Here is a 26,356-nt window from a genome sequence, read left to right as displayed (position 1 = left end):
ATAGAGATGGCGAAATCAGATTTACACATCATTTTAGGCGGCACCTTCGATCCGGTGCATTTTGGTCATTTGCGAATGGCGCAAGAAATGCTTAATCAATTTCCGCAGGCACGAATTAGTCTATTACCAGCAGCTTATCCACCTCATCGGATTGAACCTGCCGCCACGCCGCAGCAGCGTATTGAAATGCTGCAGTTGGTGCTGGAGCCTATTCCTGAACTAGCGATCGATAGCCGCGAGCTTAAACGAGAAGCGCCGAGCTACAGCGTGGTCACGCTTGAGCAGATCCGTACGGAAATTGGCGCTGATGCCAGCTTGGTGTTTTTAATGGGTACGGATGCTTTTGCCAAGCTCGATAGCTGGTATCAATGGCAGCAATTGTTGCAACTCACGAATATTTTAGTGATTGGGCGTCCTTCGAGTGAACTGCCGACGCAAGGCGCGGTTGCCGATCTGTATCTGGCCAGCGCTGTAAAGGATTTTAAGCAGATTAGCGACTTTAGCCATGGCAAGATTGGCTTTTACCAGATGCCACAATTGGATATTTCATCGACTTATATTCGAAAGCAAATAAAGTGCGGAAAATCACCACGTTTTTTAGTGCCAGATGTTATACTGTCTTATATTGAAACCCATGGTTTATACCGCGAAAGTCAGTTGCAAAAGCCAACCGAAAGGCCGTGAAACCGAAAACAAAGAGTTAAGTTAAGTAACGAATGCAAACAGCGCAATTAAAAGAGTTGGTTATTGACCAACTGGAAGAACTGAAAGCCAAAGATATTAAGATTCTTGATGTTAAAGCCACCAGCTCGATTACTGATCTAATGGTGATCTGCAGCGGAACCTCCAATCGTCATGTAAAATCTATCGCTCATAACCTCATCCGAGCGGTAAAAGATCAGGGTTTACAACCGCTAGGTATCGAAGGTGATGATGTGGCGGAATGGGTCTTGGTAGATCTCGGTGATGTGGTTGCGCACATTATGTTGCCGCAAACCCGCGACTTCTATCAATTGGAAAAATTGTGGGATCCCAAGTGGCATGAGCGACATGATTTGCACGAGCAAAGTGCCAGTAACTCCCACTAATCCCTTCTAGTTATATGCAGCTTCGTTTAATTACGGTAGGTCAGAAAATGCCTGCTTGGGTAGAAGCCGGTTATCATGAGTACGCCAAACGATTCCCACGTGATTTTAAATTGGAACTTGTCGAGGTTACTGCTGCCAAAAGAAGCAAGAATTCGGATCTGGAAAAGATTAAACAGCAAGAAGGCAAAGCCATTCTTGACAAGATTTCGAGCAGTGACTGGGTGGTAGCGTTAGACGTTTTAGGCAAGAGCTGGAGCACCCCTGATTTAGCCAAGCAGATCGAACATTGGCAACAACATCATCCCAGTATTGTTCTTTTGGTGGGCGGGCCAGAAGGTCTATCATCTGAGTGTTTGCAAAGGGCTAATCAGAAGTGGTCATTGTCAGCCTTAACTTTTCCACATCCTTTGGTAAGAGTAGTGATTGCCGAGAGTTTGTATCGGGCTTGGTCGGTTACCGTGAATCATCCCTATCATCGCGAATAAGACGTTTAGTAAGAGAGCATGTATAAAAAGCAAGCGATAAAAGATTATGGCCGTGAAATTTCCGTATTTTATGCGCGCTCGGTTATCGCTTTAATTATCGTAGTGGGCTTGTTGCTGGTCTTGTTGTTTCGGCAATTTAAACTGCAAGTGATTAACTACGAAACCTATCAAACTCAATCCGAAAACAACCGAATACAAGTCAGGCCTGTGGCGCCAATCCGCGGTTTAATCTTCGATCGTAATGGTATTTTACTTGCTGAGAATCGCTCGATTTTTACTCTTGAAGTGACTCCCAATACCGTGGGTCGAAAAAATATGGAGTCGACTTTAGAGCGCTTGAGTCAGTTATTGGATATTGATAAAAAACAGCTGGATGAATTTAAAGAGCAGATCAAGTTCCGCTCTAAATATAAGTCTTATCCCATTAAGAGTAAGTTAACCGAACAGCAGGTGGCATTGTTTGCGGTTAATCGACATCAATTTCCAGGGGTCTCGATTGAGGCACGTTTAGAGCGCTATTATCCACACGGCGAAGAGTTGGTGCATGCTATTGGCCGAATGGCTGCGATCACTAAAGACGATGTGGATAAGATGCAAGCAAAAGCACAAGAGAGCCAAGATTTTTCTCAGGTTAAAAATTACGCTGCTACAAATAAAATGGGCAAGTTAGGCTTGGAGCGTTTTTATGAAGCTATACTGCATGGGCAAGTGGGTGAAGAAAAAGTAGAAACGGATGTGCGTGGACGTATTGTTCGGGTGCTAGAACGAACAGAACCAGTGGCGGGCAAGAACCTATATTTGCACATGGATTATCGCCTCCAGCAAAAAGCCTATCAAACCTTAAAAGAGTCAAAAGTTAGAGGCGCGGTGGTGGCTGTCGATCCCGCTACGGGCGGAGTTTTAGCGCTAGTTAGCCAGCCTGCTTATGATCCGAATTTATTCACGGGGGGGATATCGTCGAGTGATTATTCGGCTTTGATCCAGTCCAAAGATCGACCACTTTACAATCGTGCGGTGCAGGGGACTTATGCCCCAGCTTCGACCATTAAGCCGCATCTGGCTTGGGTTGGCTTGCAACAAGGGGTGATTACGGAGAAAACTCGAGTGCGCGATCCGGGTTGGTTTTCGTTGCCCAATAATGATCACCGTTACCGCGATTGGAAACCATGGGGGCACGCCGCCACTATGGATGTGTTTGATTCCATCGTGCAATCTTGTGACACCTTTTTCTATGATTTATCAGTCCGAATTGGCATCAACAAAATTAGTGAAGGTATGCGACAGTTTGGCTTTGGCGAGAAAACTGGTATTGATATTGTGGAAGAAAAAATTGGCATTATGCCGTCGCGAGCATGGAAAAAAGAAATGCGTAAAGAGCCCTGGTATATGGGCGATACAGTCAATATCGGGATTGGTCAGGGTTTTTGGACGGCTACTCCGCTACAGCTTGCCAATTCAATTGCGGTATTAGCCAACGATGGTATTCGGTTTAACTTACAGTTGGTCAAAAATTTTGCTGAGGGCAGCAAGCTTGACGCGAATGTGCCGGTGATGGCGCACGAGCAAATCGAGGCGGGCGATGGTCATTGGTTGGATATTATTAAAGAAGCAATGCATGAGGTCACCAAGCCGCCTTATGGTACTGCTAAGACAGCATTTGATGGCGCCGACTTTACCGCAGCCGGGAAAACCGGTACTGGACAGGTTAAGAGTATCGCTCAAGATGAAACTTATGATGCGGAGAGTGTGGAAGATAAGTATCGAGACAATGCGCTTTTTGTAGGGTATGCGCCTTATGAGCAGCCACAAATTGCCATCGCAGTGGTGATGGAAAATGCTGGCGGTGGCGGTGGTAATGCCGCCCCAATTGCGCGGCAGCTTATGGAGTTTTATTTGGATCTGAATAAAGAACGGGCGCAATTGGCTGTTGCCGATAAGTCGGAGCAAGCTAAATGATTAAGCCCTTAGGTCAACATGGCGTTAGCAATACTCACAAAGCAGGACGAAGTCTGTTGTGGCGTCTGCATATTGATACGCCCTTGTTAATCAGCTTATTGTTTTTGATGAGCTTTGGGTTGATGGTGATCTACAGTGCGGGTGGCGAAGACTTGGGTTTAGTCAAGCGCCAGTTGGTGCGGCTTGGTTTTGGCTGTGGTGTGATGTTTGTGGTGGCGCAAATTCCGCCTCGGATCCTAAAATTTTGGTCGCCACTGCTGTTTGTGGTTGGGCTTGCATTTTTGTTGTCGGTACTATTGTTTGGAGAATCAAGCAAAGGTGCTCAACGCTGGATTAATATCGGGATCCGCTTTCAGCCTTCGGAAATTATGAAGTTGGCGATGCCGGTGATGGTTGCCTGGTATTTTGCGGAAAAACCGCTACCGCCGAGTTTTAAGCAGCTTTTGATGGGATTGATTTTGGTCTTGATACCAACCATTATGATTATGCTACAACCGGATTTAGGTACTTCGATTTTAATTGCTTCGTCGGGTTTGTTTGTTATCTTTTTTGCAGGTATTCGTTGGCGTTATGTAACCGCTGCGGCGCTTGCGCTGCTGGTGATAGCGCCACTTATGTGGTTTTTTGGGATGAAAGAGTACCAAAAAGGTCGAGTGCTGACCTTTTTAGATCCGGAGCGTGATCCGCTCGGCGCTGGTTATCATATTATCCAATCGCAAATCGCCATTGGCTCCGGCGGGGTTACTGGCAAAGGTTGGCTTAATGGAACCCAATCCCAATTGGAATTTTTGCCCGAGCGGCATACCGATTTTATCTTCGCAGTGTTAGGCGAAGAATTTGGTTTGATGGGCGTGATACTGTTATTGGTGCTTTATTTATTGGTTATTGTGCGCGGTTTGCAGATCAGCCTACAGGCGCAGGATACCTTTAGCCGCTTGCTTGGGGCGGCGATTACTTTAACGTTTTTTGTATATTTATTTGTCAATATAGGCATGGTTAGCGGCTTATTGCCAGTGGTTGGTTTACCATTACCGCTAGTCAGTTATGGCGGTACTTCGATGGTGACCTTGCTGGTAGGTTTTGGTATCTTAATGTCTATTCGTACCCACCGACGTTTACATTCCCGATAAGGAAACAACAGTGATAAAACATCTTTTCTCTTTTGCTTTAATTTCAAGTCTAGTAACTGCTTCAGCGGTTGCCGCTGATAAGGCTGTGGCTGACAAGGCTCCGACCAACGCCAAAGATTTTGCCTCTTTTATGGCACAAAAACACGGTTTCACCGAAGACTATGTGGCGCTAGCCTTGCAGCAAGCAGAAAAACGTCAGGCTATCCTCGATGCCATGAGTCGTCCAGCCGAAGGAAAAGATTGGTATCAATACCGACCTATATTTTTGGGTCAGAAACGTATTAATAAAGGGGTCGAGTTCTGGCAAGAGCACCAAGATACTCTGCAAAGAGCGGAACAGGAGTTTCAGGTGCCCGCTGAAGTGATAGTAGCGATTATAGGCGTAGAAACTTTCTATGGTCGTATTCAAGGCAGCTTCCCTGTCATTGATGCCATTAGCACTTTAGCTTTCCATTATCCTAAACGCGCCAAGTTTTTCGCAGGTGAATTAGAACAGTATTTCTTGTTGGCTAGAGAGCAGGGCTGGGATCTGGCTAAACATAAAGGCTCTTATGCTGGCGCTATGGGGATGGGACAATTTATTCCAACGTCTTATCGCCATTATGCGGTAGATTTTGATGGCGACGAGCAGATAAATTTGTTCGAAAATCCTGTCGATGCTATCGGTAGCGTTGCTAATTATTTTAAATTACATAAGTGGCTTATGGATGAACCGGTGGCGGAATTTTTGCCGAACTTAGAACCAAACCTTTCGAGTCAATTTCACAATGATCAGCTTAAACCCAAGTTTGATGTGGATACCCTTAAAGTTGCTCAAATAGAATTTACCAGCGTACCTAGTCGCGATCAAAAAGCCGGAATTTATCATTTTAAGCAAAAAGATGGAGTCGATAATTGGGTTGGATTTCACAACTTTTATGTCATAACCCGTTATAATCGCAGCCCCATGTATGCTATGGCGGTTCATCAGTTAAGCCAAGAAATTAAAGCGGCTTATGAGCAAAGCCTAGAGACCGCTAACCAAGACAAAACAGCCAAGGTTAAATCATGAAAAAGCTCTACTTAATTTTTGCTGTGAGTTTGCTATCGGCTTGCGCGACCACCGACATTCAAAGTCCAGGTAGCCAAGAGCCATTAGATCGAAGTATTCCTGACTCGGCGCCAAGCGACTCGGATCGTTCGTTTAGCAATAAAACGCCAAGAGAGCCTAAACCAAGGGTAGAAAATAAAAGCCGCTACGGTAATCCGCCTTATTATGAGCAAGATGGTAAGGTTTATCATGTGTTAGATTCCGCAGACGGTTATATCGATGTGGGTGTCGCCAGTTGGTACGGTAAAAAGTTTCATGGCCGCCGTACCTCGTCGGGCGAAATTTATGACATGTATCAGTTCACTGCCGCCCATAAAACCTTGCCTTTACCGAGCTATGCGCGAGTAACCAATATTGATACGGGTAAAACGGTGGTGGTCAAAGTCAATGATCGTGGGCCTTTTGTTAAAAACCGCTTGATTGATTTGTCTTACGCTGCGGCGAAAAAATTGGGTTATGACGATAAAGGCACTGCTCGAGTGGAAGTGCAAGTATTAGCTTCACCGCGCTCGACTGGCGTTGGCGCGACTTATGAGCGTGGCGAATTGGTGATCCCGCCGATTAAAGAGCAAAATTCGACTCCAGGATTGTTTGTTCAGGTGGGTGCTTTTAGCGATGCGCTACGAGCCGATACCTTAGCAGCGAGATTGCGCGAGTTTTTTCAGCAACCGATCAAAGTAACACCATTTAAAAATTCGCAGGGAATGACTCTAAATCGAGTGAGAATTGGTCCATTGGGCGATGGCTCAACGGCGGAATCCATTTTACAACAATTGCGTCAATACGATTTAGGTTCAACCCCTAAATTAGTGACAGAATAATCGAGAAATTTATGTCCATTCGTACCAAATTAAATCGTACTATGAAAGAAAACCTAGGCTCTTTTTTAGCGGTTACTGGTGTTGCTATTTTTAGTGCTTTACTAGTCAGTTCACCTTTAATGGCGGCCTCTCCCGCCTTACCGAATATTGAAGCCAAGTCTTTTTTGTTGATGGACTATGAAACGGGGCAGGTGTTGGTGCAAAACAATGCAGACGAACCCTTGCCGCCGGCCAGCCTCACCAAAATCATGACCAGTTACATTATCTCCGATGAATTAGAAAAAGGCGCTATAAAGAGCGATGACAAGGTCTTGATTAGCGAAAATGCTTGGGCGCAAAACCCTAAGCTTAAAGGTTCTTCTTTGATGTTTGTCGAAGTTAACAAATACGTTTTGGTCGATGATTTATTGAAAGGGATTGTGATTCAATCCGGTAATGATGCCAGCATTGCCATGGCTGAGCATATCGCTGGCACGGAAGATGCTTTTGCTGAACTGATGAATGTTCATGCGAAACGTTTGGGCATGAAATCGACTCATTATGAAAACAGTACCGGTCTGCCCGATGAGGGACACCTGACTACGGCTAAGGATCTTGCTGTCTTATCACGCGCCTTAATCGAGGATTTTCCGGCGGACTATGCGCTGTATTCTGAACGAGAGTACCGTTATAACGGTATTACTCAGCAAAACCGTAACGACTTGCTCAAAGACCAAGGTTTGCAAGTCGATGGTTTGAAAACTGGCCACACCGAAGAGGCGGGCTACTGTTTGGTCTCTTCAGCAGTTAATGATGAAACTCGCTTAATTGCAGTGGTTATGGGTACGGATTCCAATGCCAAACGAACCAGTGAAAGCCGTAAACTGCTAAATTATGGTTTCCGTTTTTACACCAATGTCACGCCTTTTGAGGGCGGTAAAACGCTAAAAAAAGTTCGGGTATGGAAAGGTGAGGAAAACGAGTTTGCGGCAGGTTTAGCCGAAGATGCCACCATTAGCTTACTTAAAAGTGATAAAGCTAATTTAAAGGCTAACTATGTGTTGACTCCTGAGTTGATTGCGCCGATCGCAAAAGGGCAGAAGGTTGGTGAAGTGACCTTTAAGGTCAATGGCAAAGTCGTTAAGAAAATGCCAATGGTCGCGCTCGAAGCGGTGCAAGAAGCTGGTTTTTTCGGTCGTATGTGGGACTCGGTTAAGCTGTGGTTCTAAAGCGTCATTAGTGAATAACATGATATGTCGATAGTTTACCTAAACGACGAATACCTTGATAGTAAACAAGCCCAGATCTCAGTAATGGATCGGGGCTTTTTATTTGCCGATGGCGTTTATGAAGTTATTCCGGCTTATAACGGACAGTACTTTCGCTTTGAACAGCACATTAGTAGGTTGAACCAAAGTTTAGCCGCGATCCATTTGCCCTTATCTATATCTTTAGCGAATTGGCAACAGATCGCCTTGCGATTATTAGAAGCTAACGAATTAGTCAATGCCACCTTGTATTTACAAGTAACTCGTGGCGTCGATCCCGTGCGACAACACCTATTAACGCAAAGCCCAAAGCCAACTATTTTGGCTATGGTCACGCCGCTGCCTGAGATTCAGTTACAAGCCAATATAAAGGATTTGGCGGCCGTAGTCGCAGTAACCGCTATCACTCGAACTGATATTCGTTGGCATCGTTGTGACATTAAATCCACCAGCTTGTTAGCCAATTGTCTGCTGCTGCAAGAAGCGCTTGAAAATGGTAAGGATGACACCATATTAGTGCGAAATGGTTATGCGGTTGAAGCTACCGCCAGTAATCTGTTTATGGTGAAAGGTCAGCAGATCATCACGCCACCCTTAGATGCTGAGATTCTAGCAGGCGTAACCCGCGAGTTTGTATTATGGTTAGCCAAGGAATTGGGTTTTAGTACCCAAGAGCGGTTAATTTCTGAATCAGAGCTGGCAACGGCAGATGAAATTTGGTTAACCAGCACGAATAAGGAAATCCGCCCTGTGGTTGAGTTAAATGATGTTAATATTGGGACTGGTCGAGCTGGACCTGTTTGGCAACAGCTGTTTGAGGCTTACCAGCAGCTAAAAAATGATTTATATCAAGGGTTTAATCCTTTGAGTTAGCAAAAAATCGGTAACCTATAACGGCTAGCCAGTTACTCTGGTTAACTAAATGATAGTGATTGCTGATAGTAATTGGTAATAGTAATAAAAGTTAGGTGACCCTTATGGATCAAAATTACGACAGAGACGAGTTATGGCAATTCCCCGCGGACATTTGCTTTAAAGTGATGGCAGTGAATCGCGAAGGGATCGATATGGAAGTGGCCGAAGTGGTCAATCGTCATGCGCCTAACGATTATTCGCCTAGCTCGCAACTTAGTCGCAATGGTAACTACGTTTCTTTATCTTTTAACATTCGAGTTGAAAATAAAGAGCAGGTAGATGCTTTGTATAAAGACGTTTTTACCGTTGATGGGGTAAAAATGACGCTCTAGTTGCGTTGCAGTAGTCGGTAAAACCGTTAAGAGAAAGCTTATGTCGATAGAAAATACCGTTGTTATCCGTGAATTGGGACGACAAGATTATGTGCCCGTATGGAAGGCCATGCAGGCTTATACTGATAATCGCGATGCGGAAACTGGCGATGAAATTTGGCTGGTGGAGCATGATCCGGTTTTTACTCAAGGTCAAGCTGGTAAGGCTGAGCACGTTTTATTTCCGGGCGATATTCCGGTGGTTCAGGTCGATCGTGGCGGTCAAGTGACGTATCACGGCCCAGGCCAGCAAGTGGCTTATTTTATGATTGATTTACGTCGCAAGAATATGGGGCCAAGGGATCTGGTTTCAGGAATAGAAAATGCGATTGTCGATATGTTGGCTAAATACGGTATCGAAGCTGCGCCAAGAGCCGATGCGCCAGGCGTTTATACCGATGGTGAGAAAATCTGCTCCCTAGGTTTGCGCATTCGTAAAGGTAAGTCCTTTCACGGCCTAGCGCTTAATGTCAATATGGATCTAGAGCCATTTGCCCGAATCAATCCTTGCGGCTACCAAGATATGGTCATGACCCAGATCGCCAGCAAGGGTGGACCAGAGGATCTTGAGCGGATTAAGCCGGATCTGATCGATCAATTGTGTGACAAATTAGGGTATACTAAGCGCCTTGAAAGCGCCGGTTTGCCATCATTAGCAGCGGCCCAAGCCTAAAGAGAATTGCATGTCCGAACAAGTGAAGAAAGGACGAGTGACGGGTAAAGTCATTCCTGGTCAGAAAATGCGTGCCGAAGATAAGATGGCGCGGATCCCAATTAAAATCGTTCCGACCGAAGAAATGCCGCGTAAACCGGACTGGATCCGAGTGCGGCTGCCAAACGGTAATCAAATTACCAAAATCAAAGATATGTTGCGTAACAATAAGTTACACACGGTATGCGAAGAAGCCTCTTGTCCAAACCTGCCAGAGTGTTTTGGTCACGGCACTGCCACTTTTATGATTATGGGCGACATTTGTACTCGCCGTTGCCCGTTTTGTGACGTGGCACATGGTCGTCCTTTGCCGCTTGATCCGGAAGAGCCGCAAAACTTGGCCGATTCGGTTAAATCCATGGGTTTAAAATATGTGGTGATCACCTCTGTGGATCGTGATGATTTGCGTGATGGTGGTTCGGCTCATATTACCGAGTGCGTACGAGTTGCGCGTGAGCAAAATCCAGAGCTGAAAATCGAAGTGTTGGTACCTGATTTTCGGGGGCGTATGGAAAAAGCTTTGGATCTGATGGTCGATGGTCTGCCAGATGTGTTTAACCACAATTTAGAAACCGTGCCGAGACTCTATAAGCAAGCACGACCCGGCGCGGATTATCAATGGTCGCTGGATCTACTTAAGCAATTTAAAGAGCGCTATCCTGGAATTCCAACCAAATCGGGTTTAATGATTGGCTTGGGTGAAACCAATGAAGAAATTATCGAAGTGATGAAAGATTTACGCGCGCACGGGGTGGATATGTTGACATTGGGTCAGTATTTACAGCCGAGTAAGTATCATCATCCGGTGATGCGTTTTATGCCGCCAAAAGAGTTTGATGAGCTAGGCCGAATTGCGGAAGAGTTAGGCTTTACGAATGTGGCTAGTGGGCCTATGGTGCGGTCCTCGTACCATGCGGATCAGCAAGCTGCTGGGAAAAAAATATCCTAAAAAGGCCTTTTTATTCCATTGTTTTGCTAAAAATTTGATTAGTTGGTCATGTATTTATATACGCTCCTTGCCTAATAAAATTTTTGGTCGCCTACTCGAATAAAAATCCTTCTTTGCGGTTTATATTTTGGCTACCAAGTAGCACCATAGTTGGAAAAATCTTAATGTTTAAATTTATCGGTTTTCTAGACTATAGGTAGATTAGAGGTTACAGCCTCTTAAAAAATAAAAAACAACTGATGGCTTTATTGTTGTGCGTTTAGTTAAGAGTAACCAAGCGCTTTATTAAGCTTTTAAACTTAACCAAACGAGGCAAATATGCAGATCGAAAAAAATAACGTGGCTTTAATTGATTACACCGTGACTACCGCGGAAGGCCAGTTGGTGGACACTTCCGAAGGTAACGAACCTTTGGCTTTTTTATGTGGCTTCCAGAATATCATTCCTGGTTTAGAGTCGGCGTTGCTGGGTAAAAGCGTTGGTGAGCAGTTGCAAGTGACCGTTGCACCAGAAGATGCCTACGGCCAACGTAATGAAGAGTTCGTTAAAGAAGTGCCTGTATCAGCATTTCAGGGTGTGGATAAAATTGAAGCTGGTATGCAGTTTCATGCCGAATCTCCGAATGGTCCACAGCTGATAACCGTAACTAAAGTTGAAGGCGAACAAGTGACGGTTGATGGCAATCATCCATTGGCTGGTATTGAATTGGTCTTCGATGTAACGGTAAAAGAAATTCGTGCTGCGAGTGATGAAGAGTTAGCTCATGGTCATGTGCATGGTGAAGGCGGCCATCAGCACTAATCAATACTGAAGCGGCGTAAGCCGCTTTTTTTTATAGCCGATTAAAATGATTTTCTAAGTTTGCTGACGGCCTAAGTTGCAATTATCCAATATTAGATTTACATTAGTTAAAAATTGGCTATCGCCCAGGAAATTATGAGCAAAATTGATCAACCCATACTAGTTAGTTTTAAGCTTTGTCCATTTGTACAACGCTCAGTAATTACCTTGTTGCATAAAAAAATTGATTACACCATTGAATATATTGACTTGGCGAAAAAGCCAGAGTGGTTTTTGAAAATTTCTCCATTGGGTAAGGTGCCATTAATGCGGGTTGGCGAAGAGGTGTTGTTTGAGTCGGCAGTAATCAATGAATATTTGGACGAAACCAATGGCGCTCCTCTATTACCACAAGATCCTTTATTGAAAGCTCAATATCGGGCTTGGATAGAGTTTAGTAGTAGTTTAAATAATGCTCAGCATCAGTTAACACAAGCGCGTCGTGAGCAAACTTTCCGCCAAATTCAAGCTGACCTAGCTAAAAAGCTAGCGCATCTTGAACATCAAGTAGGCGATCAAGGTTTTTTTGCAGGCGACTCGTTTAGTCTAGTCGATTCCGCCTTTGCGCCGTTTTTAATGCGCAGTCAAATGTTAGCTGATGAAACTGGCGAGGACTCCTTGGAAGATTTTAAAAAGTTGTGTAAATGGCGCGACAATATGTTGAGTTTAGATGAGGTGAACAAGTCGGTTGTGGATGATTTTACTGAGCTGTATATCGAATCTTTTTATGAACGCGATGGTTATTTGGTCGCGCTGTCTCAATAGAGTTTATGGCAGACGAATCCCAAAAAAGCCGAGCAATTGCTCGGCTTTTTTGTAAGTTAATACTATAGGGCTAGCGTTTGCAATTAGGTCTTTTGCCTTGTGCTCTAGCTTGTTGATAAAGTTTAAGGGACTCTGGCATCCGCGCATTTAACTGGTTAATGCGGGTTTGGTTCGCTGGGTGAGTCGATAAAAATTCTGGAGGTTTTTTACCGCCTAATTTGGACATGTTTTGCCAAACCACTACGCTTGCTCGGGGATCAAAGCCAGCTCTGGCCATAAGTTTTTGCCCAATTTGATCGGCTTCGGTTTCGTGTTGGCGACTAAAAGGTAATAAAACACCCACTTGTGCTCCCATCCCTAGCAATCCTAACAGCTGTTGCTTTTCGGCGGTGGGTTCGCCTGCCGCGATAGCAGCCAGCTGCATTCCTGTTTGCGCTAAGGTGTTTTGTGAGACACGCTCGTTACCGTGACGCGCCCAGACGTGACCTATTTCATGACCAATCACCGAAGCTAACTGGTCGGCATTAGTGGCGACCTTGAACACGCCTGTATGTACTCCTACTTTGCCACCGGGCAAGGCAAAAGCGTTAGGCGTATCGTCCACAAACACATTGGTTTCCCAATTAAGATTTTTAGTTGCTGGTGCTTCTTCAATTAACACTGGAATAAGCGCATCAACGATACAATTGACGTATTGGTTGTTTCGAGCATCGGTATCGACTTTTTGGCTTTTCTTCATCGAAGTAAAGGCGGCCGAACCCATTTGGTTCATTTGCGACTCAGGGTACAGAATTACCTGACTGCGGCCAGTCGGCGAGGTAGCGCAGGCCGATACTAGGCTGGCAATAAAAGCGACTAACAAAAAACGGTTCATACAAACTCCGGTCATTGTGGCTATTATTTTAGTCTAGCGATAATCAGCAATAGAAACAATCAGTTAGCAAAAGTTTGACAATTGTTAGCAAATTTACAGAAAAGCTAACAGAATTGGTTGAAAAATAACCATAAGTCTTGTAGTTTTGACAGGTGGATAACCCAATATGTGGTAATAATAATGAAACAAAAGCACTTGATGGGCAAACAAGACAATCAAGATGATGGCCGCCGAGCGAAGGATCCTCTGACAAAAACTGCTGAAAAGGTGGCAGTCGGGCTTAATGCTGATGGGCAAAAAGAGCCGCAAGACAAGCAGATCGTGGTCACCGTTCAAGGTAAAGAGCAAGAACCGATTGTGTTAACTCTTGCTGAGATTCTTTATCGCTTTAAGGGCGAGTTCTTGAGTAAAAGTTTTAGCCGAGTGGGAAAACACTTTTCAGGGGTATTTCATATCGCTCTCAAGCAAATGTATGTGCAACCTTTTATTGCTTGTATCAAAAGCTTAGAAAGCGACTATTGCCATTATCAGGTGCACCATATTATTCAGCCGCAGGCGGACGGGCAAAGCCAGAGGTTGCGGTTTGATTTTGAAATTTGGGGGCGTCAGCAATCGCAGTTTCAGTTGAAAATGTTACAGCTGTTGAATCAAAACCGCTTGGTCATTGAATCCTTGAAACAGCAGACGCAGCGTGATGCAAAAGGCAGGGAGCAATTTACCGCTCAAGTTTCAGTTTGCAGCGAGTTTGCGGTAGACGCGCAGGAGATCGAGCAGCAGTTGCAGAATTTGGCCGAGCCCTGTGATGTTAACGTTATGTTGCTGAATGATGAATTAAACGATAGCTTGCTGAGTTTGGATTTACAGCAAGCCATTTAGAGTAAAGCATTTAAGGAAACTAAATTCGGCTCAACCGCAGGTTATTCTTGGGTTTCCTTTCCATCGACGATAAAGCCAATAGTTCTTTCTGGAACTTCTTCCGCTATTTTTTCAATATAGCACAGCAATTGCACATTCGATTGGTGGGTCAGTAGCATGCAAGGATTGCCGCCAACGTGGCCTTCTATGCGTATTCCGTGAAAAGATTCTTGGGCCAGGCGAGTGACGCTAATTTGCATACCGCCGGACAAAATAGCCGTAATCGCCGGTTGTGCATCGGCTGGAGTGTTTTGTCGCCATAGGCGTATGGTATTGGCGAGACTACGAATCAACTCTCCTGAAGAACGGTAGTCGTTGACCGCTTGGTTGGCATTAAGTTGATTGGCATCAAGCTTTGGCGGCTCAACGTTTGGGTGGATATTTTGAAAGATTTCCACTTCTTGCGGTTGGCGCTGTTGGATAATGGTTTTATATTGGTCACTCATCGCTATTTTCTCGAGTTTTCTAATGTTTAGCACGATAAACGACTGCTAAAAATTTGGCAAGAATGATTTAATCGTCCGCTTTAGGAAATACTCGACATTAACAATAATTTTGTTCATGATGCGGCCATGGAACAATTTGTCTCAAACCTCTTAGACTGGATTTCCGCTAACCCTTATTGGGCAGGCTTGGCGGTGTTTGCTATTGCTTTTCTTGAGTCCTTGGCGATTATTGGTTTAGCGGTTCCTGGCTGGCTTTTATTGGTTGGGGTAGGCACTCTTATTGGTAATGGCCACTTAAATTTTTGGTTAATGGCGCTTTCAAGTTTTTCAGGAGCGGTATTGGGTCAGCTGGTATCCTATGGCGTGGGCTTTTACTTTAAGGACAGACTGCACCAAAGTGCTTGGGTGGGTCGGCATCAAAAGTTGCTGGATAATGCCGAAAGTTTTGTTAAACGTCATGGCTTTGCGAGTATCCTTATTGGTCAATTTATTGGCCCTATCCGTGCAGTAATATCGCTGATTGCTGGTTTGCTTGATATGGTTTTTAAACGCTTTATTAGCGCGGTGGTGCTAGCGACCCTAATTTGGGCGCCGGTCTATTTGATGCCTGGAGTAGTGGTTGGAGCCGCTTTGACTTTTGAGAAGCAAGAAATATGGATTTTGCTTGGTTGCGTGGTTGCCATCGCTTCGGCGATATGGCTAATGGGGCGTTTTTTAATTGATGCTTACCGCGCAAGACAAGCATCAACTGTATTGGCAAGTCGGCGAAAGTTGGTGTTTGCGCTTATGCCGGTATTATTGCTGGGTGTGATTGTCTTTTTGACCCAAACTCGGTATGGCCCCTTGATGCTTGAGCTTAGTCAGAAAATCTGGCAGGTGATCAGCTAATGGTGGAGTTAATTCAAAGCCTATTTGATAATTATTGGCAAGAGTTTTTGCTGATTGCTTCGGCTCATTTGTTGGCAGTGGCTAGCCCCGGTCCTGATTTTGCAATTGTAATGCGGCAAAGTTTAATTTTTGGTCGTCGTCCGGCCATAGTCACGAGTATAGGGATTGGCTTGGCTATTTTGGTACACGTGGCGATTGCCTTAGTTGGCGTTGGTGCCTTGATCAAAAGTACTCCATGGTTGTTTACCAGCATCAAGATCGCTGGTGCTTTGTATTTAGGTTATATCGGTTTGCAAGCGATTCGAGCGCAAAAATCGTCCCCAAATTCTAAACAAAATGATAAGCCTAGCCAGCAACAAATGCCACTGTCTAAAGCATTTCGCCAAGGTTTCATGACCAATGTACTTAACCCTAAAGCAACTTTATTTTTCTTTTCTTTATTTACCAGCATCATCAGTACTAGCACTCCAATCAAGATTCAGCTGGTGTACGGGATCTGGATGGCGTTTGCGACTGCGGCTTGGTTTGTGAGCTTATCTTTTCTGTTAAGCCAGCAAAAAGTTCGTGGCTTTTTCGCCAATTACGGCTATTGGATCGATCGTATTCTAGGCGCATTCTTAATCGGTCTAGCGATTATGTTGCTATTTGCCAAAATTGATTAGCGGCAGACTTGGCTGCTAGTTCGATTTGGGAAGAACAATGGTAACTTTCAAGCCTTTATCCAGGCCGCACTCGGTACCATTAATGGCTAAGATCTTTCCTCCATTCGCTTCAATCCCTCGTTTGGCAATGGCCAACCCTAAACCGGTACCACCAGAAGTTCGTTCGCGGGCTTCAGTTGGTCGATAGAAAGGTTCGAAAATTTTATCGATATGCAGTCCGTTAACACCAGGACCTTGATCTTGAATGGTAATGTCAATCGCATTTCCATTTTGGCTCAGGTTTACCGTAACCTGAGTATTTTTTTCCGTATGACGAATGGCATTGCGTAAAATATTTTCCACCGCCCGCGCGATTAGCCCATAATAGCCGTAAAATTCAATGTCTTCATTGGCATTGAAAATCACTCCTTTAGCGTTAGCGTTGGCTTCAAATTGGGCATCTTGAACAAGTACGTAAATCAAATTATTTAGAACAAAGCTGGATTTTTCTTCATAATAATGACCACGTTCTAAAGCCGCTACTTGCAGCAGTTCGCCAATCATGTCATCCAGTCGCTCAATTTCCAGTTCGATCCGCTCTAAATGTTTACGATTATCGTCGGTGGCTTTATTTAAGGCTAATCCAGAAGCGATCTGCATGCGGGTTAGCGGTGAGCGCAACTCGTGCGACACATCGCTTAACAGGCGTTTTTGCGAGTGTATCATTTGATCAATTTTATCAGCCATTCGATCAAAGTCTTCGCCTAAATCAGCAAACTCATCATGCCTTTTGCCGATAAAGTTTTTAGCTCTTGCTCGTAAATTTCCAGAAGCAAAATCACGAGTAGCTTTTTGTAATTGATGGATTGGTTTGGTGAGGTACCAAGCAAGGCCAAAACAGACCAAGGCGCTAATAACTAGCGTGGCGAGAATGTTCCAGATCGAGGTGGAGTGATAGATATAGGCCAGTACGCTGTAAAAATGTTGTTGGCTTTTTTTGCTCAAATACAATTGGTAGTGCTTTCCGCGATTGTATACAACCTCGGGACCATAATAACTAATATTGTTATTCACTACTGCCGCGATCTTATGAGTTCTTTTATTAAAAGCACGCAGTTTGTAAATAGCTTCGGGGACATCTCGCTCGAATAAATCTTTGCCGTATTTATCTAGAATGAAGGTATTTTCTAGCAGTTTTAACGCTTTTTTAGGTTGCAGTAGCATCAAGTCTTGGTATTCATCAAGCAGGCGTTTTTGTTGGATCATGATGGCGGTTTTTCTCAGCTCGATAAGCTCTTTCCGCTCAATGGGAACTTGACGACTGTCTTGCTCGGTAAAACTATACAGAAATACCAGACTTGCCAACACGATTAAGGTGGCTAACCAAAACCACAAAAAGATTTTCCAGAATAGGTTGGGGCGCGCTAACCTACGAATCGAGGGCAACATATTGGTAGCCAACTCCTCGAACTGTTTTAATCCGCTCATCACCTTTGTCATCGGTTCCCAGTTTGCGGCGAAGATTACTGATGTGCATATCAATGCTGCGATCATAAGGCTCTAGCTTACGGCCAAGGCAAGATTCGGACAGTTGATCGCGATCCACCAGTTGTCCAGCTTGCGACATCAATAGATATAAAATGTCAAACTCAGTTGCGGTGAGCTTGACGGTGGCATTATCTTGTAACACTTCGCGTGCCGCCGGGTTGATATAAACATCGGCGATATGGATCGATTCAAGTTTTTTATTTTTAGCCTGATAAATATTTTCAGTGCGCCGTAAAATGGAACGAATTCGGGCTGTCAGTTCGCGCGGATTGCAGGGTTTGCCAATATAATCGTCGGCGCCAAGCTCTAACCCTACAATCCGGTCAATTTCATCGCCACGGGCGGTGAGCATTAAAATCGGGATCTGAGATTCTTTGCGTACTTCTTTAAGCACTTCAAAACCGTTCAGGTTCGGTAACATTACGTCCAGTACCATCAGGTCAAATTCTTGATTCAAAATTAATTTAGCAGCGCTGGCGCCATCATGGGCTAGCTCAATGCCGAAGCCTTCGTTGCCTAAATATTCGCTAAGTAGCTGACAAAGTTCAATGTCATCATCGGCTAACAATAATCGAGCCATAAAACTTCCATAACGTAAAAATAATCATAACTAAATCAATAATATCATGAATTTACAGCATAAACGCACCGGCTGAATGTAAAGATTAGTCAGCGACATTTACAGGACTTTTACTGAAACTTTACCCACTGTAAGACAGAACTGGGTATAGTAAATCATACCAAACGATAAGTGATTTCTTTGAGTGGAATAATGTCCACTAGGTTAGAAGTCGCTTAGTGCACAATATCTTGTTATTAAGATACCTAGTTATTAATGGAGTCCCTTATGAATAAACTTAGAAAAGTATCGATTGCAGCAGCACTATTAGCATCTGCTGGTGCTATGTCTATGAGTGCGGTTGCTGGTCCTATGCATAAACACCATAAAAAGATGCATCACAAAGAGCATCTTTATAAAAAGCTTGAGTTAACCGAGGAGCAAAAAGCGCAAGTTGCTGCCAATAAAGGGCAGCGCAAGGCACAGCTGCAAGCGAACAAAGCGCGGATGGCTGATCTAAATAAGCAAATCCGTGAAGTGATGCAGCAAGAGGTTTTAGATCAAGGTCGTCTAAGAAGTCTATTACAACAAGAAGCAGACCTGAAAGCGGATAAGCTAGCGCAAAAACATGCCGCTGGGAAAGAGTTCCGTGCCATCTTGACCGATGAGCAGCGAGTAAAGCTTGATGAAATGAAGGCCCATAAGAGGGAAAAACGCCAAAAAATGCGCGCCCTTAAAAAAGAATACCGCAACAGCGATAAAACTGGCTAGCGCCACTGAGTTAGCAAAATACTACCCATTAATTTCCACGTGAAATTAACTTTATAGCCACCATGATTAAGGTGGCTTTTTTTGTTAGGATAAAATTTTCTTAGAAAATTAATAATGCGATTTCACGCCGATCAACAATGGTTACTTGATAGCCCTGAATTATTAGCCTTAGATGCGACTAGCAGCGTGCAACCCTTGCTGGATCTATTAATCGCTAAGCGTAACTTTGAATTTGAAAAGACCCATCGACTCGGCATTTATTTTGAACAACTCTGGTTTAATTTGTTAACGACCAGTTCAAGCATTGAAAGCCTCGAGCAAAACCTACAAATTATTATTGATAAACAAACCCTTGGTGAGTTCGATTCTATTATCAAATATCAAAATCAAATTATTCATTGCGAGCTTGCGGTAAAGTTTTATTTAAACATTGGCATAGGATCTTCGCTATCAGATTGGGTTGGCCCTAATCTAAAAGATCGCTTTGATAATAAATATCAACGATTGTTTCAGCATCAGTTGCAACTGTCGGAGCAGCCTGCAGTTAAACCCTGGTTGTCGGGTAAAGGTATTATCGTGAATGAAAAACGGCTGTTAACACGAGGCCGCTTATTTTATCCATGGACAAGCTTTGTCGAGCAAAGTTTTTGCTATCCGAAACAAGTAAATGAACAACACCTGAAAGGCTTTTGGATCGAATATACAGACTTATCCCAATTAATAGAGTCGACCGATTACCATTGGTATCAATTGCCGCGTTTTTATTGGTTAGCCGAAGTATCCAATGCTGATCTTAATGAACTCTTGCCAGTGGCGTTCGATTTTGAGGGTTTTAGCTTACAAAAAATTGTAGCCGTAAAAGATGGAATAGAAGTGATGCGGGGCTTTGTGGTAAATCAAGACTGGTTAGACAAAGCCCAGCTTCGCGTTCAAGCTGTTTCCTAGATTAAACTAGAGTCGATTAGTAATTAATTCTTCAACTACCGACGGTTCCGCAAGAGTCGAGGTATCGCCTAGATTCTCCAATTCGTTCTCGGCAATCTTGCGTAGAATACGCCGCATAATTTTGCCTGAACGGGTCTTTGGCAAACCAGGCGCCCATTGAATTTTATCGGGCTTAGCAATAGGGCCAATTTCTTTAGCAACATACGCAATTAATTCCGCCATAAGCTCATCAGACATTGTTGTGCCCGTCATGGGGGTGACATAAGCATAGATCCCTTGGCCTTTGATCTCGTGCGGATAACCGACAACGGCGGCTTCGGCCACTGCCGGATGCAACACTAAAGCACTTTCGATCTCGGCAGTGCCGAGGCGATGCCCAGAAACATTCAGCACATCATCCATGCGGCCAGTGATCCAGTAAAAACCATCGGCATCACGGCGCGCGCCATCGCCTGTAAAATAGTAGCCTGCAAACTGCGAGAAATAGGTGTCGAAGAAGCGCTGCTGATCACCATAAACTCCACGCATTTGCCCGGGCCAAGAGACTTTCATCACTAAACTACCGCTGGCTTCGCCATGCTCGTCGTCAAGTACCTCTTTACCGTCTTTATCCAAGATCGCAGGTTGCACCCCAAAAAACGGTTTGGTTGCTGACCCTGGCTTAAGTGGCGTTGCGCCCGGTAACGGTGAGATTAAAATACCACCGGTTTCGGTTTGCCACCAAGTATCGACAATCGGACAACGCTGCTCGCCTACCACTTTATCGTACCACTCCCAAGCTTCAGGATTAATCGGCTCGCCAACGGTTCCCAAAACGCGCAAGGACTGGCGCGAAGTCGATTTTACTGGCTCATCGCCGAGCGCCATTAAAGCGCGAATAGCGGTTGGCGCGGTATAAAAAATATTAACCTTATGTTTATCCACGACATCCCAAAAACGCGAAGCATTAGGATAATTGGGCACACCTTCGAACATTAGCGTTGTAGCGCCATTGGCAAGTGGGCCATAAAAAATATAGGAGTGGCCGGTGATCCAACCGGCATCCGCGGTACACCAATAAATATCGCCTTCATGATAATCAAACACGTATTTATGGGTCATGGCAGCATATAAAATATAACCGCCAGAAGTGTGTAAGACACCTTTGGGCTTACCGGTAGAGCCAGAAGTATAGAGAATAAATAAGGGATCTTCGGCATCCATAATTTCCGGCGGGCAATCAGTCTCCATTTCCAGTCTAAGCTGGTTATAATCCACATCCCGATTACCAAACCAGCTGGTAGTTTTATTGGTGTGCTTCACTACCATCACCGTATGTACGTTGGGGCAGTCTTCAAGTGCTTGGTCGGTATTAGCTTTTAAAGGAATTTTCTTGCCACCGCGAATACCTTCGTCGGCCGTGATGATCACTTGGCAATCACTGTCCAAAATTCGGGTTTTTAAAGCTTCAGGCGAAAAACCGCCAAAGACCACCGAATGAACAGCGCCAATGCGCGCGCAAGCTAACATGGCATAAGCTACTTCGGGGATCATCGGCATATATATACACACCCGATCGCCTTTTGTAACCCCAAGAGATTTTAAGGCGTTAGCGAAACGACAAACTTCATCGTGAAGTTCTTGATAGGAAATATATTTTTGCTGATCAGGTTCATCGCCTTCCCAAATAATGGCCGTTTGTTCGGCTTTATCAGTTAAATGACGATCAATACAGTTGTAACTCACATTAAGCTTGGCGCCTTCGAACCATTTAATTTTAGCTTTGTGATAATCAATATCCGAGAGCGTATGCCAAGGTTCAAACCATTCCACAAACTCATTCGCCATGCGAGTCCAAAAACGCTCCGGATTCTCGATGGATTGTTGATACATCCGCTGATAAGTTTCTTCATCAATGTGCGGCTTATGTGCTGGAATGGTGCGAATTGGATAGGTTTTACTTGCAGACATTAAAGACCTCATAACGAATTCTGTTGAGTCAGGATAATTGAATTTCAGTAATCTTTAAAGGTTACAGTTTGTGGAATGCATCAGCCAACTGATGACTCTACTTTCATAAGATACATTTTTTAAAGTTTGATGGGTTGCTTTTGGGGTGGTGGTTAACCGTCTTGGCATATTTCTCCTTACTTAATTTTTATATTATCAATCAAACGCACTTTTCCCATAAAAGCAGCCAATAAAATAACCAGCTGTGAATCCTGCTCTTGCGCCAGCGCTAAAGTTTCTTGGTTGGCGATATTAAAATAATCGGGTACAAAGCCTAACTCGGTTAGTCTTTGCTTGGCTTCGGTTTCTAATTGACGAAAATCGTGGCGACCGTTTTCAATCTCAGACTTTGCCCATAATAGGGTTTTATAGATGTTGCTGGCGTGATCTTTTTCTTCGGTAGATAAATAGCCATTGCGCGAGCTCATGGCTAAACCATTGGCTTCGCGTACGATTGGCGCACCGATAATGTCAAGCGGGAAGTTGAGATCGGAAACCATGCGCCGAATAATGCTAATTTGTTGGAAATCTTTTTCACCAAACACCGCGCAATCAGGACGGACCATATTAAACAGCTTTGAAACAACGGTGGTGACACCATCAAAATGCCCTGGACGCGAAGCCCCACAATGGTTTTTGCCGAGTTTGGCTACATGCACCGAAGTGATGTTAGGCCACTTGGGATAGACTTCGTCGGTAGCTGGAGCAAATACGATATCAGTACCTTGGTTTTTAAGTTTATCACAATCGGCATCCAGCGTTCTTGGATAAGAGTCAAAATCTTCGTTTGGGCCAAACTGGGTGGGGTTGACGAATAAACTGACTACTACAATATCAGAATGCCTTTTTGCCACTTCCACCAAGCTGAGATGACCTTGGTGCAGATTTCCCATGGTCGGCACAAAACCAATTCGCTTGCCATCCTGCCGGTGGCTAGTTAATTCAGTTTGTAGCTCTTTGATGGTGTTTACAATAATCATATTGTTTCTCAGTCATTGCGAGCGAAGCATGAGCGCGGCAATCTTAGTAAGCTGATTGGTTGGTCGCAAATTTCTCGCAATGAGGGTATAAAAACTTACTCGAAACTATGCTCTTCTGCTGGAAAATTCTGCTCTTTAACTTCGTTATGATACAAGGCAATGGCATCTTGAATTGAGCCATTAGCTTCGGCCATAAAGTTGCGCACAAATTTCACCTGAAAAGGTGAAATGCCGAGCATATCGTGTAGCACCAGCACCTGACCGTCCACATCAACCCCAGCGCCAATCCCCATAACCGGAATGCTTAAGGACTCACTAATTAGTTTTGCCAGCTTGCTCGGCACACATTCGAGCACTAACATGCGAGCGCCAGCTTTTTGTAACGCCTTGGCATCCAGCAACATTTTCGAGGCGGTTTTATCATCGCGCCCTTGCACCTTAAAACCGCCTAAGGCATCAACTGACTGAGGGGTTAAACCTAAATGAGCACAGACTGGGATACCTCGCTCGGTTAGGCCGGCAATGGTTGCGTAAAGCCACTCACCACCTTCGAGTTTTACCATTTGCGCGCCTGCCTGCATAATCGCCGCAGCGGTATCGTAAGCCTGTTCCGGCGTGGAATAGGTCATGTAAGGCAAATCGCCCATAATCAAGCAATTTGGGCTGGCATTAGCCACGCAAGCAATATGGTACTCCATATCTTCTAGGGTCACGGGAACCGTAGTTTCTTGGCCTTGAATAACATTGCCTAGTGAATCGCCAACCAGAATCATCTCAACCCCTGCCTCGGAGATCACCTCCGAAAAGGTAGCGTCATAAGCCGTGAGACAAGAAAATTTTTCACCTTGTTTTTTTAGTTTTTCAAGATGGCTAATGGTGATCTTTTTCATAAATTTGTTTCCAAAAAAAAACTGAGCAGTGCTTTAAGCCGGATGCGGATTAAAGTAGTTTTTACCACGAGTAGTTTTCGCGATCTGCTCTAACAATAAACTAAAATCGTTTTCATTTTCCACCAAGTCCAAGCCTGAAGCATTGACGATAAGTAATGGCGATTCATCGTAATAGTAAAAGAAATCAGTATAGGCATCGCAGATCTTTTTCAAATAATCTTTAGTGATTGGCGATTCAATGGTGCGACCGCGTTTGCGAATACGGTTGTTGAGAACATCAACAGAAGCTTGCAGGTAAATAGTGAGATCCGGTTTCGGCGAATCGATGGTTAAATTATCATACACCTGCTCGTATAATCGCAACTCGTCAGCGTCGAGCGTCGAGCGGGCGAACAAGCGATCTTTTTCAATCAGATAATCAGCCACTCGAACTGGGCTGAACATATCCGACTGGCGCACCTCTTGCAACTGGCGCACTCGTTGGAATAAAAAGTACAGCTGAGTTGGCAGTGCCCCAGTTTTGGGATCTTGATAAAACCGTTCTAAAAAAGGATTTTCTTCAGCTTGTTCTAAAATCAGTTCACTACCTAACACTTCCGCCAGTTTTTTTGCCAGCGTGGTTTTTCCCACGCCGATAGGCCCCTCGACTGCGATAAAGCGGTGTGGAATTGGGTTAGCTTGATTTGAGTTTTGATGATCTGCGCTCACCAATAGTCTCCGGTTAATCTAATTGTTGTAAATCGAGTTGTTTTAAATACGACTGCTCACAATTGTGTATAAGCGCCGCTAGCTCGCTACCGTCGGGCAATACCAAATTAGGACTGATTTCAGCCAAAGGTAACAATACAAAATCACGTGCTGGCAGCCCATAATGTGGCACTATCAATCGGTTGTCAGACTCGTCACTAGTGATGATTGTATGATCGTAGAGCAAGATATCCAAATCTAATGTGCGTGCGCCCCAACGTTTTTTACGGACCCTTTCATGTGCATTTTCAATAGCTTGCAGCATATCCAGTAATTGCAAGGGTTCTAGCGCAGTCGCTAATTTAGCGACTGCATTAATATAATCCAGTTGCAGCTCATCAAGGTCCGCAGAATGATCATCCAAAGTCATGGCTTTAGATTGATACAAGCTGGAATAAGCCAACAAATAAGAATTGCTAAGTTGATCGAGTTCCAATAAAGCCCTTGTGACTTGTTGGATGGGGTTATCAAGATTAGAGCCAAGTCCGATATAAGCGATATGCATGTCGCTTGCCATTAATGATTTGCTCGACTTTTGCGTTTGCGCGGACGGCGTTTCGAGCCTTTTGACTTACTTTTTGCCAGCATTTTTAGACGCTGCTCGCGGCTGGCTTCCTGAAACTCGGTCCACCAATCTGCCAGTCGCTGGTGGCTTGGGTCGATTTCGGCTCGCAACAACAAAAAATCATAGGCGGCGCGAAAACGCGGATGTTCCAAAAGGCTCCAAACTCGCTTACCATAATTGGTTTTCAGGCGAATTTGCAGCGCCCATATATCTTGAATGACTCCAGCATAGCGGCGCATCACCGAAACCGTTTGGCTTTGCTGGTTAATTACCGGATTCATACTTTTGTAAAAAGCATCGTTAAAGCCCATGCCTTTTGCGACCAGCTTTTCGGTTTTATCGAGTAGCGGTTGCCATAGCATTACAGCTTGTAAAAAAGCTGGATTGACGGTTTTATCGTCGCGTAGACGGCTGTCGGTATTTTCTAAAGCAATGGTGACCAATTCGGCAAAGTCATCGTTTTCTGCCATAGCTTTGCTGGTTTGCGGAAATAAATAGGGCAGCAAGCCGAAATGCTTAAGCTGGTTAAAAGTGCGCTGGCCTTTGCCAGAGAGGAACATTTTTTTATATTCTTCCCACAAGCGCGCCGCTGGAACGCCTTCTAAAAGCTGAGCTAATTCGGCAATCGGTTTAGCAGTTTGTTGCTCGATAGTCAGGTTTAATTTACAACCTAAACGAACCGCTCTTAGCATGCGCACCGGATCTTCTCGATAACGCTCGACAGGATCGCCAATCATTTTCAATTGCCGCTTTTCCAAATCCGCAAGGCCGCCGCAATAATCGTGGATACTAAAGTCGGCAATATTGTAGTAGAGCGCATTAACCGTGAAGTCGCGACGAATGGCGTCTTCTTCAACAGTGCCATACACATTATCCCGCACTATCATGCCATCGGCACCTTGTTCAATATTATCGTCACAATGGGCGCGGAAAGTGGCAACTTCGATAATATCGCGACCATACAAAATATGGGCCAAGCGAAAACGACGGCCAATAATGCGGCAGTTACGAAATAGTTTTTTTACCTGCTCTGGCGTCGCATCGGTTGCAATATCGAAATCTTTTGGTCGCAAACCCAACAAAATATCACGCACACCGCCGCCCACTAAAAAGGCTTGATAGCCACCTTTATGCAGGCGATACAAAACCTTCAGCGCATTGTCGCTAATAAAATCGCGAGAAACGCTATGCTGATCGCGTGGGATAATACTTTGGTTTGGATTAGTCAT

Annotated in this window: 29 protein-coding genes; 19 read left to right on the top strand and 10 right to left on the bottom strand. The window is 44.5% G+C overall.

Going from position 1 to position 26,356, the window contains the following annotated elements:
- Positions 1-6 precede the first annotated feature (6 nt).
- The 14 genes from nadD (at position 7) to NFS34_RS02565 (ending at position 12,369) form a co-directional block, all read left to right on the top strand.
- Entirely contained in the window at positions 7-684 is a 678-nt protein-coding gene (nadD, locus tag NFS34_RS02630) for a nicotinate-nucleotide adenylyltransferase (protein WP_251358332.1), read from the top strand.
- Between the two features lie 32 nt (positions 685-716).
- Positions 717-1,088, top strand: coding sequence for a ribosome silencing factor (gene rsfS / locus NFS34_RS02625; protein WP_251358331.1), 372 nt, complete (start codon positions 717-719; stop codon positions 1,086-1,088).
- A gap of 14 nt (positions 1,089-1,102) precedes the next feature.
- A complete protein-coding gene (rlmH, locus tag NFS34_RS02620; protein WP_251358330.1) occupies positions 1,103-1,573 on the top strand; it encodes a 23S rRNA (pseudouridine(1915)-N(3))-methyltransferase RlmH in 471 nt (156 codons plus the stop codon).
- 18 nt (positions 1,574-1,591) lie between these two features.
- The gene (gene mrdA, locus NFS34_RS02615; protein ID WP_251358329.1) at positions 1,592-3,529 is read left to right on the top strand and encodes a penicillin-binding protein 2; all 1,938 of its coding nucleotides are present in this window, start codon (positions 1,592-1,594) and stop codon (positions 3,527-3,529) included.
- Positions 3,526-4,659, top strand: coding sequence for a rod shape-determining protein RodA (gene rodA / locus NFS34_RS02610; RefSeq protein ID WP_251358328.1), 1,134 nt, complete (start codon positions 3,526-3,528; stop codon positions 4,657-4,659). The genes mrdA and rodA overlap by 4 nt, the downstream gene beginning before the upstream one ends.
- Before the next feature lie 13 nt (positions 4,660-4,672).
- Positions 4,673-5,710, top strand: a complete 1,038-nt coding sequence (gene mltB / locus NFS34_RS02605; RefSeq protein WP_376707955.1) for a lytic murein transglycosylase B — start codon at positions 4,673-4,675, stop codon at positions 5,708-5,710.
- Positions 5,707-6,570 carry a septal ring lytic transglycosylase RlpA family protein gene (locus NFS34_RS02600; RefSeq protein WP_251358326.1) on the top strand — a complete coding sequence of 288 codons (864 nt, stop codon included), beginning with the start codon at positions 5,707-5,709 and terminating at the stop codon, positions 6,568-6,570. Before mltB ends, NFS34_RS02600 begins: the two co-directional genes overlap by 4 nt.
- 41 nt (positions 6,571-6,611) lie before the next feature.
- On the top strand, positions 6,612-7,778 hold the full coding sequence (locus NFS34_RS02595) for a D-alanyl-D-alanine carboxypeptidase family protein (RefSeq protein WP_376707954.1): 1,167 nt from the start codon (positions 6,612-6,614) through the stop codon (positions 7,776-7,778).
- Between the two features lie 24 nt (positions 7,779-7,802).
- Positions 7,803-8,690, top strand: coding sequence for an aminotransferase class IV (locus tag NFS34_RS02590; RefSeq protein WP_251358324.1), 888 nt, complete (start codon positions 7,803-7,805; stop codon positions 8,688-8,690).
- Between the two features lie 104 nt (positions 8,691-8,794).
- Entirely contained in the window at positions 8,795-9,064 is a 270-nt protein-coding gene (locus tag NFS34_RS02585) for a YbeD family protein (RefSeq protein ID WP_251358323.1), read from the top strand.
- Between the two features lie 46 nt (positions 9,065-9,110).
- Positions 9,111-9,776 (top strand): lipoyl(octanoyl) transferase LipB, encoded by a 666-nt coding sequence (lipB, locus tag NFS34_RS02580; RefSeq protein ID WP_376707953.1) that lies wholly within the window; start codon positions 9,111-9,113, stop codon positions 9,774-9,776.
- Between the two features lie 10 nt (positions 9,777-9,786).
- Positions 9,787-10,764 carry a lipoyl synthase gene (gene lipA / locus NFS34_RS02575; RefSeq protein ID WP_376707928.1) on the top strand — a complete coding sequence of 326 codons (978 nt, stop codon included), beginning with the start codon at positions 9,787-9,789 and terminating at the stop codon, positions 10,762-10,764.
- Between the two features lie 318 nt (positions 10,765-11,082).
- Positions 11,083-11,565 (top strand): peptidylprolyl isomerase, encoded by a 483-nt coding sequence (locus tag NFS34_RS02570; RefSeq protein ID WP_251358321.1) that lies wholly within the window; start codon positions 11,083-11,085, stop codon positions 11,563-11,565.
- A 135-nt stretch (positions 11,566-11,700) separates the two neighbouring features.
- Positions 11,701-12,369, top strand: coding sequence for a glutathione S-transferase family protein (locus tag NFS34_RS02565; RefSeq protein ID WP_251358320.1), 669 nt, complete (start codon positions 11,701-11,703; stop codon positions 12,367-12,369).
- 70 nt (positions 12,370-12,439) lie between these two features.
- Here NFS34_RS02565 and NFS34_RS02560 read toward each other — a convergent pair whose 3' ends face one another.
- Positions 12,440-13,243 carry a M48 family metallopeptidase gene (locus tag NFS34_RS02560; protein WP_251358319.1) on the bottom strand — a complete coding sequence of 268 codons (804 nt, stop codon included), beginning with the start codon at positions 13,241-13,243 and terminating at the stop codon, positions 12,440-12,442.
- A 180-nt stretch (positions 13,244-13,423) separates the two neighbouring features.
- Here NFS34_RS02560 and NFS34_RS02555 point away from each other — a divergent pair, with 180 nt between their 5' ends.
- Positions 13,424-14,119 carry a hypothetical protein gene (locus NFS34_RS02555; protein WP_251358318.1) on the top strand — a complete coding sequence of 232 codons (696 nt, stop codon included), beginning with the start codon at positions 13,424-13,426 and terminating at the stop codon, positions 14,117-14,119.
- 41 nt (positions 14,120-14,160) lie between these two features.
- Here the strand turns inward: NFS34_RS02555 and NFS34_RS02550 are convergent, their stop codons facing one another.
- Positions 14,161-14,604 (bottom strand): hypothetical protein, encoded by a 444-nt coding sequence (locus NFS34_RS02550; RefSeq protein WP_251358317.1) that lies wholly within the window; start codon positions 14,602-14,604, stop codon positions 14,161-14,163.
- Between the two features lie 126 nt (positions 14,605-14,730).
- Here NFS34_RS02550 and NFS34_RS02545 point away from each other — a divergent pair, with 126 nt between their 5' ends.
- Entirely contained in the window at positions 14,731-15,492 is a 762-nt protein-coding gene (locus tag NFS34_RS02545) for a DedA family protein (protein WP_251358316.1), read from the top strand.
- Positions 15,492-16,154: a LysE family translocator gene (locus tag NFS34_RS02540; RefSeq protein WP_251358315.1), complete on the top strand. Its 663-nt coding sequence runs from the start codon at positions 15,492-15,494 to the stop codon at positions 16,152-16,154. Before NFS34_RS02545 ends, NFS34_RS02540 begins: the two co-directional genes overlap by 1 nt.
- Positions 16,155-16,169: 15 nt before the next feature.
- Here the strand turns inward: NFS34_RS02540 and NFS34_RS02535 are convergent, their stop codons facing one another.
- Positions 16,170-17,528 carry an ATP-binding protein gene (locus NFS34_RS02535; RefSeq protein ID WP_251358314.1) on the bottom strand — a complete coding sequence of 453 codons (1,359 nt, stop codon included), beginning with the start codon at positions 17,526-17,528 and terminating at the stop codon, positions 16,170-16,172.
- A 34-nt stretch (positions 17,529-17,562) separates the two neighbouring features.
- Positions 17,563-18,261 (bottom strand): response regulator transcription factor, encoded by a 699-nt coding sequence (locus NFS34_RS02530; RefSeq protein ID WP_251358313.1) that lies wholly within the window; start codon positions 18,259-18,261, stop codon positions 17,563-17,565.
- A 267-nt stretch (positions 18,262-18,528) separates the two neighbouring features.
- Here NFS34_RS02530 and NFS34_RS02525 point away from each other — a divergent pair, with 267 nt between their 5' ends.
- A complete protein-coding gene (locus tag NFS34_RS02525) occupies positions 18,529-19,011 on the top strand; it encodes a Spy/CpxP family protein refolding chaperone (protein ID WP_251358312.1) in 483 nt (160 codons plus the stop codon).
- A 114-nt stretch (positions 19,012-19,125) separates the two neighbouring features.
- Positions 19,126-19,956: a DUF1853 family protein gene (locus NFS34_RS02520; protein WP_251358311.1), complete on the top strand. Its 831-nt coding sequence runs from the start codon at positions 19,126-19,128 to the stop codon at positions 19,954-19,956.
- A gap of 6 nt (positions 19,957-19,962) precedes the next feature.
- On the opposite strand, the gene acs is transcribed toward NFS34_RS02520, so the two are convergent.
- From acs to pcnB, 6 genes are all read right to left on the bottom strand, one after another.
- Complete coding sequence (gene acs / locus NFS34_RS02515) at positions 19,963-21,906, bottom strand: acetate--CoA ligase (RefSeq protein WP_251358310.1); 1,944 nt, start codon at positions 21,904-21,906, stop codon at positions 19,963-19,965.
- Between the two features lie 176 nt (positions 21,907-22,082).
- Entirely contained in the window at positions 22,083-22,925 is an 843-nt protein-coding gene (gene panC, locus NFS34_RS02510) for a pantoate--beta-alanine ligase (RefSeq protein ID WP_251358309.1), read from the bottom strand.
- Positions 22,926-23,020: 95 nt separating this feature from the next.
- A complete protein-coding gene (panB, locus tag NFS34_RS02505) occupies positions 23,021-23,815 on the bottom strand; it encodes a 3-methyl-2-oxobutanoate hydroxymethyltransferase (protein ID WP_251358307.1) in 795 nt (264 codons plus the stop codon).
- 33 nt (positions 23,816-23,848) lie between these two features.
- Complete coding sequence (locus NFS34_RS02500) at positions 23,849-24,523, bottom strand: deoxynucleoside kinase (RefSeq protein WP_251358306.1); 675 nt, start codon at positions 24,521-24,523, stop codon at positions 23,849-23,851.
- 13 nt (positions 24,524-24,536) lie between these two features.
- Positions 24,537-25,079: a 2-amino-4-hydroxy-6-hydroxymethyldihydropteridine diphosphokinase gene (gene folK / locus NFS34_RS02495; protein WP_251358304.1), complete on the bottom strand. Its 543-nt coding sequence runs from the start codon at positions 25,077-25,079 to the stop codon at positions 24,537-24,539.
- On the bottom strand, positions 25,079-26,356 hold the full coding sequence (gene pcnB, locus NFS34_RS02490) for a polynucleotide adenylyltransferase PcnB (protein WP_251358297.1): 1,278 nt from the start codon (positions 26,354-26,356) through the stop codon (positions 25,079-25,081). Before pcnB ends, folK begins: the two co-directional genes overlap by 1 nt.

Origin of the sequence: Kangiella sp. TOML190 (genome assembly GCF_023706045.1) — a bacterium.
In the GTDB taxonomy this organism is placed as follows: domain Bacteria; phylum Pseudomonadota; class Gammaproteobacteria; order Enterobacterales; family Kangiellaceae; genus Kangiella.
The sequence above is the reverse complement of the archived record's forward strand: the minus strand, read 5'-3'. Positions and strand labels throughout refer to the sequence as shown.